We start from the raw sequence: 13635 nt of genomic DNA on the forward strand, positions 1-13635 counted from the left end.
AGCCGGTTCGAAACGGGGAAGCAGCCCAGCAGCCCCATCCCCCATGCGCGAGCCAGGAGACTGCCATGCCTGATCTGTTCATCGATGGCGAGTGGCGGGACGCGGTCGGTGGTCTCACCCGGGAGATCCGGTGTCCGGCCGATGGTTCCCGCGTCTCCGTGGTCGACGAGGCCGACGGCAAGGACACGGGGCTCGCGATCGATGCCGCCCGGCGGGCGTTCGATTCCGGGCCCTGGCCCCGGACGAGCGCCGCAGAGCGCGGTGAGCTGCTGCTGAAGGTCGCCGATCTACTGGTCCGCGACAAGGACGCGCTCGCCCGCGCCGAGTCCCTCGACACCGGAAAGCGGCTGGTGGAGAGCGCGTACGACATCGATGACGTGGCGGGCTGCTTTCGGTACTTCGCAAGGCTGGCCGCTCTGGATGAGGGGCGGGTGGTGGACACCGGGCGGGCGGAGGTGGACAGCAGGGTGGTGTATGAACCGGTCGGGGTGTGTGCGCTGATCACGCCGTGGAACTACCCCTTGTTGCAGACCGCTTGGAAGGTCGCCCCGGCGCTGGCGGCGGGCAACGCGTTCGTGCTGAAGCCGAGTGAGTTGACCCCGCACACGGCGATCCATCTGATGCGGCTGCTCCAGGAGGCGGGGTTGCCGCCGGGCACCGGCAATCTGGTGCTCGGCGCCGGTCCTCAGGCGGGTGCCCCGCTCGCCGAGCACCCGGACGTCGACCTGCTCTCCTTCACCGGTGGACTGCACACCGGGCGCCTGCTGATGGCCGCCGCCGCGGGCACCGTGAAGAAGGTCGCCCTTGAACTCGGCGGCAAGAACCCCAACATCGTGTTCGCCGACGCCGACTTCGAGGCGGCCGTCGACATGGCGCTGACCGCGGTCTTTCTGCACTCCGGGCAGGTCTGCTCGGCGGGCGCCCGGCTGCTGGTGGCGGACTCGCTGCACGAGCGCTTCGTGGCGGAGGTGGTGCGCCGGGCGCGGGGCATCCGGCTGGGCGGGCCGTTCGACGAGCGGGCGCAGACCGGGCCGCTGATCTCCGCGGCGCATCGGGCCAAGGTGGAGGCGTATGTGGCGCGGGGCGTGGCGGAGGGCGCGGTGCTGCGGTGCGGTGGCGCCCGGCCCGATGATCCGGCGCTCGACCAGGGCTTCTACTATCTGCCGACGGTCCTCGACTCATGCGCGGCCGGGATGTCGGTGGTCCAGGAGGAGTCCTTCGGGCCGGTGCTGACGGTGGAGCGGTTCGGCGGCGAGGACGAGGCGGTGCGGCTCGCCAACGGCACGGTCTACGGGCTCGCCGGGGCGGTGTGGACCCGTGACGAGGCGCGGGCCGCCCGGGTCGCGGGGGCGCTGCGGCTGGGCACGGTGTGGATCAACGACTACCACCCCTACGTACCGCAGGCGGAGTGGGGCGGTGTCAAGCAGTCGGGGGTCGGCCGGGAACTCGGGCCCGCGGGGCTCGCGGAGTACCGGGAGCCGAAACACATCTGGCGCAACACGGCACCTTCGCCGCAGGGTTGGTTCTCCTGACGCGGGTTGCGCCGCCGAGCCCGGCGTCAGCCCCGGCCCCGGCCCGGCCTCGCGCGCGGCGGCGCAACGCGCTTCGAGCAACGCCCGCCCTCGTCCCGCTTCACCTACCTCATCTCACCTACCTCGCTTCACCTACCTCGTCTCATCTGCCTCGTCTCTCCTGAGCTGAACCCCGCGCCGCGCTGCCCCACCTCGTACACCCCCACCTCGACCCACCCCGCCCCACCTCGTATCCCCTCACCGCAGCCTCCCTTGCTCCCCCTCCCTCCCCCCTCCCTCCCCTCTCCCCCTCCCCCTCCCCCACCGCCGCCGAGGAGTCCGCTCTTGACACCGCCCGCCGTACATCACGACAACGCCGAACTCGCCGAGTTCGGCTACAAGCCCGAACTGAAGCGCACCCTGGGAAACTTCCATACCTTCGCCGCCGGTATCAGCTACATCTCCATCCTCACCGGCACCTTCCAGCTGTTCTACTTCGGCTATGGCAGCGGCGGTCCCGCCTACTGGTGGTCGTGGCCGATGGTGTTCGCCGGGCAGTTCATGGTCGCCCTGTGCTTCGCCGAGCTGGCGGCCCGCCATCCCATCGCGGGGTCGGTCTACAACTGGTCGAAGCGGGTGGGCAATCCGCATCTGGGCTGGCTGGCCGGGTGGCTGATGCTGGTCGCGTCCATCGTCTCCATCGCGGCGGTGGCGCTCGCCTATCAGCTGACGCTGCCGCAGATATCCGACGCGTTCCAGATCATCGGGGACGGCACCGGGAGATACGACGTGGCGACCAACGCGGTCGTCCTGGCGGCGGTGCTGATCCTGTTCACCACGCTGGTGAACGCCTTCGGCGTCAAACTGATGGCGCGAATCAACACCGCCGGAGTGTTCATCGAGCTGATCGCCACCGTCGTACTGATCGTGCTGCTCGCGGTGCACATCACGCGGGGGCCGCAGGTCGTGCTGGACACCCAGGGCGCCGGTGCCGGTCAGACGGGCGGTTACCTCGGGGCGTTCCTGGTGGCGTCGCTGGCGTCGGCGTATGTCATGTACGGCTTCGACACGGCGTCCTCGCTCGGGGAGGAGTGCCTCGATCCGTCCCGGAACGCGCCTCGGGCGATCATCCGGGCGATCGTCGCCTCGTTCCTGCTGGGCGGGCTGGTGCTGCTGCTCGCGCTGATGAGCGTGTCCTCGCTGAGCGGGGAGCAACTGTCCGTCGGCGGGCTCCAGTACATCGTGCTCGATGTGCTCGGGTCGACGGCCGGGAAGGCGATGCTGTGGTGTGTGCTGATCGCGGTCACGGTGTGCGCGCTGGCCGTGCACACGGCGGCGATCCGGCTGGCGTTCGCCATGGCCCGGGACAACAACCTGCCCGCCGCCAAGCTGCTGGCCCGGGTCAGCCCGCGCTTCCAGACGCCGGTGCTCCCGGCCGTGGTGATCGGGGTGCTGGCGCTGGCGATCCTGGTGGTCAACATCCGCCAGCCGCAGATCATCACCGTGGTGACCAGCATCGGCATCATCATGGTCTACCTGGCGTATCTGGGCGTGACCGTGCCGATGCTGGTGGCGCGGCTGCGCGGGCGCTGGCAGCCGGCCGGTGACGGGCGGTTCTCGCTGGGGCGCTGGGGACTGCCGGTCAACGCGGTCGCGGTGGTGTGGGGGCTGGCCATGACGGTCAATCTGATGTGGCCCCGGGCCGCCATCTACAACGCGAGCGCGCCGTTCCACTGGTATCTGCGCTGGGGCGCGGTGCTGTTCGTCGCGGTGATCGCGGGCGGCGGCTTCGCCTACTACTGGTTCGTGCAGCGCCATCGGACGGGGGTGCTGGCCGAACACCGGCTGGAGAGCGCCGATGGGACGGCGGTGGTATCGGCGGGCCCGACGGGCACGGGCGGCACGGGCGGCACGGTCGACGCGAAGGAGGCGAAGGACGCGAACGGCACTGGCGGCGCGGGCGGCGCGACCGGCGTGACGAAGTCGACCGGCCCGACAGGGACACTCTGACGCGGTCCATCGCACCGCAGGCGCCCCCATCGCCCCACCCACCCGCATGCCCCGCCCTCCACCGGGCAGACGCCGCTCGAACGACCGCTCGAACGACAGTTCAAGGAGGCCAACCCCCCATGCCCGAAGGCACGTTCGATCAGCTGCCCGCCGCCGAGTTCGACTATGTCGTCGTCGGCGGCGGCACCGCCGGGAATGTCGTCGCCGCCCGGCTCTCCGAGGATCCGTCCGTCACGGTGTGCGTGCTGGAGGCCGGGCCGAGCGACCTGGGCGACGACGACGTACTGAAGCTCGACCGCTGGATGGGGCTGCTGGAGTCCGGTTACGACTGGGACTATCCGGTCGAACCGCAGCCCGCCGGGAACAGTTTCCTGCGGCACGCGCGGGCGAAGGTGCTGGGCGGATGCTCCTCGCACAACTCCTGCATCGCGTTCTGGGCCCCGGCGGAGGATCTCGACGCCTGGGCCGCCGACGGCTGTACGGGGTGGGGCGCGGCGGATGTCTTCCCGCTGTACCGGCGGCTGGAGTCCAATGACGCCCCCGGCGACCACCACGGCCGCACCGGCCCCGTGAAGCTGCGCACCCTCAAGGGCGCGGACCCTTGCGGGAGTGCCCTGCTGGAGGCGTGCGCGCAGGCCGGGATACCGACCGTGGGGTTCAACACCGGGACCACGGTGGTGCGGGGCGCGGGCTGGTTCCAGATCAACGCCGATGAACACAATGTCCGGCAGTCGTCGTCGGTGGCGTATCTCCACCCCGTCCTGGGCAGGCGGCCCAATCTTGAGGTCCGTACCGGCGTCCGCGCCAAGCGGCTGGTGCTGGAGGGGCGGCGCTGCGTCGGCGCCGAGTACCTCGACCCCGATCTGATCCGCACCCGGACGGTCCGGGCCCGGCGGGAGGTGATCGTCTCGTGCGGGGCGATCGACTCACCGAAACTGCTGATGCTCTCCGGCATCGGCCCGGCGGCGCAGCTGCGGGAGGTCGGCGTCGAGCCGGTCGTGGACGCGCCGGGCGTCGGCGCCAACCTCCAGGATCATCCCGAGGGCGTGATCATGTGGGCGGCCCGGCAGCCGATGCCCACCTCATCCAGCCAGTGGTGGGAGGCGGGCATCTTCTACGACACCGAACCCGGCCTGGACCGGCCGGATCTGATGTTCCACTACGGCAGTGTGCCGTTCGACATAAACACGGCCCGCTGGGGCTATCCGACCTCCGAGAACGCGTTCTGTCTCACCCCCAATGTCACCCGCGCCCGGTCGCGCGGCACGGTCCGGCTGCGCACCCGCGACTACCGGGACAAGCCCCGCGTCGATCCCCGGTACTTCACCGATGAGCACGACGTACGGGTGATGACGTACGGGCTGCGGCTGGCGCGGCGGATCGCCGGGCAGCCCGCGCTGAGCGGCTGGGCGGGCGCGGAGCTGGCGCCGGGCCCGGATGTCCGGTCGGACGACGAGCTGGTCGACTACCTCCGCAAGACCCACAACACCGTCTACCACCCCTCCTGCACCGTGCGGATGGGCGCCGACACGGACGCCCTCGCCCCGCTCGACGCCCGCTTGCGGGTCAAGGGCGTGACCGGGCTGCGGGTGGCGGACGGGTCGGTGATGCCGGAGCTGGTGACGGTGAATCCGTGCATCACGACGATGGCGATCGGGGAGAAGTGCGCGGATCTGCTGCGGGAGGACGCCCCGAGGACGCTTGCCGGGTGAGTGGGGCAGGTGGAGAACGCATGGCTGAGGACCCCACCCGGGTGAGAGAGGCAGGTGGAGAACGGCGGAGGACGCCTCTCGGGTGGGACGGCCCGTCGAGGAATGTCGTCATCCGGTTTCCGGGCCCGCCGGGGACAGGGACGGCGACGGGGACAGGGACGGGGACGAAGACGGGGTCGGCGCCGCCGGGCGTTTGTACATCCGCGTCGCGGTGATCTCGCTGCGGACCGTCTCCCCCTCCGGCGGCTGCTGCGGCAGGCCCGGCCGCAGATGCTCCTCCACGCTGATGTACTTCAGGCCCGCTCTCAGATCGGCGTCGTTGCGCAGCCGGATGACCAGGGGGAACTCCGCGAGGGCCGTGGTGTCGAAGAGGCCCGTGGTGTAGAGGAGCTGGACGCCCAGCGCGTCGGACACCGCCCGCTGGAGCTCCAGCAGATAGGTGGCGTTGGCGCGGCCGATCGGGTTGTCGAGGAAGAGCGTCCCGGCGTGCCGCTGCTTGTCGCGGCCCCGGTCGTTGGAGCGCAGCGCGGCCATCGTGCAGTAGAGGGCGATGGCGGCGGTGAGGAGCTGACCGCCGGAGAAGACATCGCCCATCTGGCCGACGGGCACCCGCTCCGCCCGCAGCACGGCGTCCGGTTTGAGGATCTCGACGGCGACGCCCTTGGGGTGGAGGGCGGCACCGACCCCGCGCAGCAGCAGGGACATGCCGTCGCGCCGCAGATCGGAGTTCTTCCGCACGGCCGCGCGGGTGGCCTCGTCGATGACCTCGCCGAGGCGCTCGGTCAGGGTCGCCTGGTCGGGTTCCTCGAAGCGGATCCGCAGGAACTCCTGCCCGGACCACTCCCCCAGCCCCTCCGGCAGCCGCGACAGCCGCTGGGCGGAGCGCAGGGTGGCCAGCGCGGATTCGACCAGGCCGCGCAGCCGGTCCACGATCGAGTCCCGGTTGCGTTCGAGCTGCGCCAGCTCGTCCGTCAGCACCCGCAGCCGGGGCGCGAACGCGTCGGCCCACTTCTGCGCGTGCTCCGGCAGCGCGGCGGCGGGCAGCTCCCGGATCTGCTGCCGCGCGGGGGTGCGCACCTGCTCGTAGCGGGTGGAGTTGGCATGCCGTACGAGGATGTCGGCGGCCTCGCGGACACCGGTCTCGGCGGCGGACAGCTCGGCGGCGCAGCCGCGCAGGGAGCGGCGGGCCTCGGCGGCGGAGTGCCGGGCCTCCTCCAGGCCGCCGGGGTAGGGCTCGGGCTCGTCGCGCTCCTCGTCACCGGCGGACGGTTCGCGCAGCAGGTCGCGCAGGAGCGCGGCGGTCTCGTCGAAGCCGCCTGCGCCGTCCTCGGCGGCCCGGTGGGCGTCGAGGAGTTCGGCGTGGGCCTCGCGGGACTCGGTGCGGGCCTCGGTGCGCGCGGTGAGTTCGGCGGTGGCGGTGCGCAGCAGCGCCTGGGCGTGCTCGGCGTCGCGCGGGAGGAGTTCGCCGGGCAGGTCGGTGTGGGCCTCGCCGTCCTCGGGTGCGTGGCGCTCGGCCTCGCCGCGCAGCCGGCCGAGCTGCTCGCTGGCGGTGGACATCCGGGTCTCCAGGAGCTGCACCAGTTCCTCGGCGCGGGCGGCGGCGGCCTGCCGGGAGGGGCCGTCGGAGCCGTCGGGTGACTGGAGGAGCTGCTCCGCGCGGGTGCGGACCTTGTTGCTGAGCCGGTCCAGCTCCGCGCGGGCGCCGCTCTCGTCGCTCTCCGCGCGCGCCTGCTCGGCCCGCAGATCGGCGCCGACCCCGACTTTCTCGTAGAGCTGGGACGCCGCCCGGTACGCCTCCCGCAGCGCGGGGAGCACCGCCCTGGGCGGGTCGCCGTCCGCTCCCTCCCCCGAGCCTGTCTGCGACTCCGGTACGTCGTCGGGGGCGCCCGCGATCTCGGCGCGCTCGGCGCGCAGGGCGCGGGCGGTGCGGCGGGCGTCGTCGGCGGCGCGCTGGGCGGCGCGGCGGTCCTCGTCGGCGGCCCGCGCGCGGTCCAGGCAGCTCTGGGCGCGGGCCTCGGACTCGGTGGCGTCGTCGGCGAGTTCGCGCAGCTTGACCTGCCAGCTGGCGCGTTCGCGCAGCCGGAAGGCGAGTCCGGCGAGGGCGTCGGCGGCCCGGCGGGCCTTCTGGGCGGCCTCCTGGCGTTCGTCGCGGATCAGGGCGGCCTCGGTGGCGGCCTCCTCGGCCTCCGCCCGCGCGGTGCGCGCCTCGGCCAGCTCCGCCTCGGACTCCTCGGCGAACGCGCGGGCGTCGACGGCGGCCCGCGCCAGCTCGGTGAGGCGTCCGGCGGGGCAGCCGGTGCGCCAGGACGCCAGTCGGGCGGCCAGTTCGCGGTCCTTGCCGAGGCGGGCGGCGAGGGTGCGGATGTCCTCGTCGCGGGCGGTGGCGCGGGCGCGCAGGGCCTGCCGTTCCTCGTCGGCGGCGTGCTCGTCGTGCATGGCGGGGTTGGGCGGGACGAGGAAGACCCCGCTGTCGCCCTGGCCGCCCCCGCTGTGAGGGGGTGTCGGGGCGAGGAGGGCGGCGGCGGTGCCGACGGCGACGGCGGAGCGGGGCAGCAGGGCCGCCTCGGCGAGGGTCTCGCGGGCGCGCGCGTGGGACGCCGGGTCGGTGATGATCACGCCGTCGACCAGTTCGGGGCGGGCGGCGAGCACCCGGGCGTGGTCGGCGGGGTCGACGGCCTGGGCGAGATAGCGCCAGCCGGGCAGGGCGGGGATGCCGTGCTCGCCCAGGTTCTCGACGGTGGCCAGGACATCGGGGCCGGGCGGCAGCAGCCCGCCGTCGCCGAGTGCGCCGAGGATGCGGGAATCGTCGGCGGCGGCGGTCCGCAGCTCGAACAGCTGCCGCTCGGCGGAGGACACGGCGTCGTCGAGCAGGGTGCGCAACTCGTCGGCGAAGCGGTCGAGTTCCTCGGCGGTGAGGGGGTCCTCGGAACGGGGGCGCAGGGGGGCGGCGCCGCCTAGTCCGTTGGCGCCGGGTGTGCCGAAGGTGCGGGGGTCGTCGGCGCCCGGTGTGCCCAAGGTGCGGGAATCGTCGGCGCCGGGTGCGCCGAAGGTGCGGGAATCGTCGGCGCCGGGCGCGCCGAAGCGGCGGGAATCGTCGGCGGTGGGGCGCAGCGAGCCGGTGCCGGACCGGCCGTACGGGTGGGCCGCGCCCGTGCGCCCGTCCGGCGCCGAGTCCCCGGCGGCAGCGGCGCCGGGGCCGCCGTCGGCGGAGGCGCCCGCTCCGGTCGCCGTCCACTGCCCGGGAGTCCCCGTACGGGGTCCAGGAGTCCCCGTACGGGGTCCGGGCACCACGCCCGCGCCGGTGTCCGCGGGTCCCGGCAGTCCCAGCAGGTCGGCGAGTCGTTCCTCGGCCGCCAGGGACTCGGCGAGCCGCCGCTCGGCCTCGTGGGACCGCTCCGCCGCCGACGCCGCGTCCGCCGCGCGGGCGGCCGTCAGTTCGGCGCGGGACTCGGCGGACGCCGTCTCGCGCGCGTGCTCGCCGACCCGGCGGGACGCCTCGCGCGCGGTGTCCCAGGCGGCGACGGCCGACTTCTCGGCGTCGCTGGCGGCGAGCGCGGCGCGGGCCGGGTCGGCGTCGGGCGCGCTGTCGTCGAGCCAGCCCGCGCGGACCGCCTCAGCGGTCTCCTGCTCGACCTCGGTGAGGCGCTGGCGCAGATGACCGGCCTCGCTGCGGGCGCGCTGGGCGTCCGTCGCGGCGGCCGTGGCGTCCCGGTGGGCGGTCTCCCCGGTCTCCTGGAGGGCTGCCGAACGCTCCTCCTCCTCGTTGGCGAGCGCCTCGGCGCGCCCGGCCGCCGCGTGCAGGGCCCGGACGAGGTCCACGGCGGCCCGGGTGCGGGCGGCGAGGGCGGGGGCGGCGTCCCGCTCGGCCTCCTGGATGGCGCTGGTGACACGGGCGACCCGGTCGGCGGCGGCGCGGTGGCGCAGTACGGCCTCGGCGGCCTGCCAGGCGGAGTGCAGGGTGCGCGCGTCGGCCAGTTCGCGTTTCTGGGCGGTGGCGGACTTCTCGGCGCCGGCCAGCGCCAGGGAGGCGTGCCGGTAGGCGAGTTCGGCGGTGATCAGGGCGCTGCGCTCGCGCGCGTTCTCGGCGTGGGTGACGGCGTGGGCGGCGGCGGTGACCTGCCGGGCGAGGTCGGCGGCCCGGACCCGCTCCCGGGCGCCGCGCGCGGACAGCCGCCGGGCGAGGGTGCGGGTGCGGCGTTCGGCGGCGGTGTGGATGTCCCGCGCGCGGGCGCGGTCCCGGGCGGCCTCCACGATCCGGCCGAGGAGATCGACGGACCCGGCGGTGAAGTCGCGTTCGGCGATCAGCTCCGCGCGCCGGCCCAGCTTGTTGCCGAAGCCGCTGACCAGGTCGGCGAGTCCGTCGGTGTCCCGGGTGTCGGTGACCGCGCGCAGCAGCAGATCGGTGAAGTCGGAGTCCTTCTTGACCGCGAAGAGCCCGGCGGCCTCGCCCTCGTCGGCGTTCATCTCCCGCTGGTAGCGGAAGAGTTCGGGGTCGAGGCCGAGGTCGCCGAGGTGCTCGATCCAGCGGTCGTGGATGTCCTCCCAGTGCACCTCCAGATGCGGGTACGCCTTCCCGGCCTCGGTGAGGGCGTCGCGGAAGCCCTTCATGGTGCGGCGGCGGCCCTGCGCGCCGGAGGCGCCCTCGGCGGGCGGGCGGACGGCGGTGGCCTCGGCGACCGGCAGATTGTCCAGGGTGAGGCCGGGGCCGGGGCGCAGCGAGTACCAGGCCTCGGCGAACTTACGCGGGTCGGTGGAGACCTGACGGCCGCGCCACTCGCTCACCTTGCCGACGACCACGCACTCGCCGGTCTGCACATGCTGCCACTCCAGCGCCACATGCCCGCAGTCGTCGGCGAGCAGGAACTTGCGCAGCACGCCGGAGCTGGCGCCACCGAGGGTGTTGCGGTGCCCGGGGAGCATCACGGAGAAGATCAGCTTCAGCAGGACGGACTTGCCGCCGCCGTTCTCCAGGAAGAGCACCCCGGCGGGCGCGGGGCGGCGCGGCGGGCCGACCGGCTCCTCCTCGAAGAACTCCGCCTGGGTGGGCGCGGGATCGGGCACGACGGCACCCACTCCGCGCAGGTCCAGCACGGTGTCGGCATAGCGTGCACCGGCCGGCCCGATGGAGTAGAGGCGGACCCTGGACAGCTCGTACATGGCGGACTCTCGTGATTCGTCGTCAGCGTCAGTTCGAGAGAGCTGACGAGTGGATCAGGTGGGGGGCGGTCGGGTGCGGGGGGGTCGGGTGCGGGGGCGGGTGCTGGGCGGTCGGATGGCGAGGGGAGGAGTCGATCGGGTCGGGGCGGTACGGGTGGGGCGGTACGGGTTTCAGGTCACGGAGTGGAACGGCAGTCCGGCGTCGGCGACCAGGTCCAGGTCGTCGCCGTCCCGGGCGGGCAGCAGGGTGGGCGTGCCGTCGGTCACCGGGACGACGCCCAGGTCGAGGAGTTCGGCCATGGCCGCGCCGCCCGCCATGTCGCGGACCTGCAACTGGTAGCGGGCCGTGGTGCGGTAGGTGCCGCCGTGGTCGTCGCCGGTGCGCTGGAGGAAGCCGGAGTCGGTGAGGAAGGCGACCGCCTTGCCGATGATGCCGGTGGTGGAACCGGCGAGCCGGCGGGCGTCCTTGGTGGCTCCGGTGGCGCTGCGTCTGGCCCAGATCCGCCAGGCGGCCTCCAGGTCGGGGGCGTCGGTCGCCGGGTCGGTGTTCTCGCCGGTCTCCTCGGCGCGCTCCTCCAGGCGGCGGCACGCCTGCCGGACGAAGGTGTCGACGCCGTTGACGGAGACCCGGCCGATGTAGCCGTCGTCGGCGAGATCCTCGGGGCGCGGGAACGCCATCGCGGCGACGGCGAGATGGGCCAGGCCGTGCAGGAAGCGGTCGCCGGAGTCGGCGGAGGTCCGGCGCGCGTAGTCGCCCATCCGGACCGCGAACAGCGAGTCCTCGGCGGCCGTCACCGCCATGCCCGCGCGCGGGGACACCTCCAGCACGATCAGCCCCAGGCCGGTGGCGACCGCGTCCGCGAGCCGGGCGAAAGGCGGGTCGTCGCGGTAGCGGCGCAGCAGTTCCGCGTACTCCTGGTCGCGGGCGGGCTGCACCTTGGGCTGGAGCCCGAACGCCACCAGCCGGGCGGCGTCGGCGGCGTCCGCGGGGGTGACGGGGGCGGCGGTGCTCTGGGGGCCGCCGCCGCTGTCCGGTTCGCTCCGGTCGGCGTACTCACTCACGGTCGGGACTCCTTGCGGTGCGGGTCCGCGGCGCTGGGCCGGACGGTGGCGGGGGGCTGGACGGTGGCGGAGGGCTGGACGGTGGCGCAGTGCGGGTCCGCGGCGCGGTGCGCGTCCGCGGCGCTGGGCCGGGCGGCGTTGCAGTGCCGGTCGGCGGCGCGGTACTCGTCTGCGGCGCGGTGCGGGTCCGCGGCACTGGTCCGCCGGTCGGCGGCGCGACGCTGCACGGTGGCGCGGTGCGGGTCGGCTGCGGGTGGCGGCACCGCCCCCGCGCGGGGTCGCGTGTGGGCGGGGGCGCGATGGGCCGTCCCGGTGTCGCGCGCGTCCGGCGCCGGAGGCGTCACGCCGCCTCCGTCCGGTCCGCCGCCATCCCGGCGGCGTCCAGCAGTGCGGTGCCGACGATGAGATCGGCGCCGCCGAACTCCGGGTCGTCCAGTTCGGTCCCGTCGTCCACGGCGAACAGGAGCTTCTCCTCGCCCTGCCGGTAGGCCGTGCCGACCGCCGGGCTGGCCGCGTGGACGGCCATCAGGGCCACCAGGTACGGCAGTTCGGGATCGCCCCGGCGGGCCTCGGCGAGCAGCCCGGAGAGGCGGCGCGGGGCGTCGGACGGCAGGTCCAGCAACGCCCTCGCCGCGGCGAGCTGCTCCTCGCTGAACCGGCTGTCGTCCGGCGTGGCGATCAGGTCGGGTTCGGGCATCTCGGCGCCCAGGTGCTCCCGCTCCACCGGCGGTGTGAACAGCAGGTCGACCAGATCGGCCACCCGCACGGACACCGGCGTGCGCAGCCCCGTGCCGCGCCGGAAGAACGCGTCCGTGACCCGGGCCGCGCTCTGGAGGGGCAGCGGGAGCAGCGGGGCGATCAGCTGGCCGTAGAGGTCGATCCCGGCGGTGGGCGCCGGTGGGGCGAACGCCTGGCGGTCCTGCTCCGCGCGGAACAGCGGGCCCGCCTCCAGCAGCCGGGACTGAAGCTGGGTGTGACGGCGGATGCAGTCCTTGACGATGTCCACCAGCTCGGCCGCGCGGCGCTTCTGCTCGGGGTCCTCGGATTCGTCGCGGGCGCGGCGGATGTTGGTCAGGATCGCGTTCTCATGGCGGTAGCGGTCCGCCACATGGTCCAGGGCCTCGGCGATCATGTCGGGGACGGCCGCGAGCCAGTCCACCGCGCGGACATTGCGCCGGGTGGCCTCCAGGGCGCGGCGCAGCGACTCCGAGTACTGCACGGTGCGGTAGCGGGCCTGTTCGGCGGCGAGCTGGGCATCTGCGAGCCGACCGCGGTTGATCAGCACCTCCAGCTTGACCTCGGCGGCGATCTGGGCGCTGGTGACATCCGTGTCGAGGGCGCCGACCAGGACGTTGACCGCCTCGTCCGTCGTCCGCAGGTAGACGCTGCCGCCGGGGCCGGGGACCTCCTCGATCAGCTTGAAGTCGTAGTCCCGGCGGACGTACGTGCCGTCCGGGGCGAAGGTGCCGTAGACCGCGCGGAAGCCGCGGTCCACGCTGCCGACGTTGATCAGGTTCTCCAGCACCCAGCGGGCCACGCGCTCGTGCTCGGCGACCGGGCGGCGCGGGGCCTGGGCGGCGATTCGGGGGATCAGACGGGCGACCACCTGGTCGTGGTCGGCGCCGGTGTCGAAGTCCATGGTGAGGGTGACCAGGTCGATGGCCGCGAGGGCGACTTCCGCCATGCCGTACACCGAGTACTCGCCCGCGAGGTTGGCCTTGCGCGCGTCCAGGTCGTGCAGCGGGGCGGTGCAGGCGAGGGCGCGCAGCCGACGGGCCAGGCCCTCGTCGGCGGCGGGGCCGACGGCGGGGCGGGGCCCTGGGCTGAGCTGCGGCGGAACGGTGTCCGGTGTCGCGGGTGAAGTCACGATGCACAGATTAGGGGCTGGGTCTGACAACGACCGAAATGGGCTTTCCGCTCCGCTGGGTGCGGGGTCGTGTGGGGCGGGGTCGAGTGGGGCGGCGGTGAGGGCGGGTGGGGCGGAATAGGGTGGGTTGGGGCGGGGTGGAGGTGAGGTCGGGGGTGGTGGAGGTGGTGGGTCGGGTGCGGGTGGGTGGGGGCTGGTCGCGCAGTTCCCCGCGCCCCTCAAGAACGCGCAGTTCCCCGCGTCCCTGAAAAGCCCACGGCTCCCCGCGCCCCTCAAAAGCGCGCACGGTTCCCCGCGCCACCCAAGAACGCGCAGT

The 13635-nt window shown here is 73.9% G+C and carries 7 protein-coding genes; 3 read left to right on the forward strand and 4 right to left on the reverse strand.

Annotation, left to right across the window (positions count from 1 at the left end):
* Positions 1-65 precede the first annotated feature (65 nt).
* The 3 genes from ABZX40_RS00090 (at position 66) to ABZX40_RS00100 (ending at position 5233) form a co-directional block, all read left to right on the forward strand.
* Positions 66-1532 carry an aldehyde dehydrogenase family protein gene (locus ABZX40_RS00090; RefSeq protein WP_355733284.1) on the forward strand — a complete coding sequence of 489 codons (1467 nt, stop codon included), beginning with the start codon at positions 66-68 and terminating at the stop codon, positions 1530-1532.
* 324 nt (positions 1533-1856) lie between these two features.
* Entirely contained in the window at positions 1857-3521 is a 1665-nt protein-coding gene (locus ABZX40_RS00095; RefSeq protein WP_355733281.1) for an amino acid permease, read from the forward strand.
* Between the two features lie 119 nt (positions 3522-3640).
* The gene (locus tag ABZX40_RS00100) at positions 3641-5233 is read left to right on the forward strand and encodes a GMC family oxidoreductase N-terminal domain-containing protein (protein WP_355733278.1); all 1593 of its coding nucleotides are present in this window, start codon (positions 3641-3643) and stop codon (positions 5231-5233) included.
* A gap of 108 nt (positions 5234-5341) precedes the next feature.
* On the opposite strand, the gene ABZX40_RS00105 is transcribed toward ABZX40_RS00100, so the two are convergent.
* The 4 genes from ABZX40_RS00105 to ABZX40_RS00120 all read right to left on the reverse strand — a co-directional run bounded on the left by ABZX40_RS00105 (position 5342) and on the right by ABZX40_RS00120 (position 13319).
* On the reverse strand, positions 5342-10390 hold the full coding sequence (locus ABZX40_RS00105; RefSeq protein ID WP_355733275.1) for a hypothetical protein: 5049 nt from the start codon (positions 10388-10390) through the stop codon (positions 5342-5344).
* A 171-nt stretch (positions 10391-10561) separates the two neighbouring features.
* The gene (locus tag ABZX40_RS00110) at positions 10562-11452 is read right to left on the reverse strand and encodes a hypothetical protein (RefSeq protein ID WP_355733272.1); all 891 of its coding nucleotides are present in this window, start codon (positions 11450-11452) and stop codon (positions 10562-10564) included.
* Entirely contained in the window at positions 11449-11796 is a 348-nt protein-coding gene (locus ABZX40_RS00115) for a hypothetical protein (RefSeq protein ID WP_356162388.1), read from the reverse strand. The genes ABZX40_RS00110 and ABZX40_RS00115 overlap by 4 nt, the downstream gene beginning before the upstream one ends.
* On the reverse strand, positions 11793-13319 hold the full coding sequence (locus tag ABZX40_RS00120; RefSeq protein WP_355733267.1) for a hypothetical protein: 1527 nt from the start codon (positions 13317-13319) through the stop codon (positions 11793-11795). The genes ABZX40_RS00115 and ABZX40_RS00120 overlap by 4 nt, the downstream gene beginning before the upstream one ends.
* Positions 13320-13635: the final 316 nt, after the last annotated feature.

The sequence above is a fragment of the Streptomyces sp. NPDC004610 genome, from assembly GCF_040609715.1.
GTDB lineage: Bacteria > Actinomycetota > Actinomycetes > Streptomycetales > Streptomycetaceae > Streptomyces.

What these genes read in the sequence shown, in the direction of transcription:
- ABZX40_RS00090 (WP_355733284.1), top strand. Translation starts at nt 66, where the DNA reads ATGCCTGATCTGTTCATCGATGGCGAGTGGCGGGACGCGGTCGGTGGT.
- ABZX40_RS00100 (WP_355733278.1), top strand. Translation starts at nt 3,641, where the DNA reads ATGCCCGAAGGCACGTTCGATCAGCTGCCCGCCGCCGAGTTCGACTAT.
- ABZX40_RS00105 (WP_355733275.1), bottom strand. Translation starts at nt 10,390, where the DNA reads ATGTACGAGCTGTCCAGGGTCCGCCTCTACTCCATCGGGCCGGCCGGT.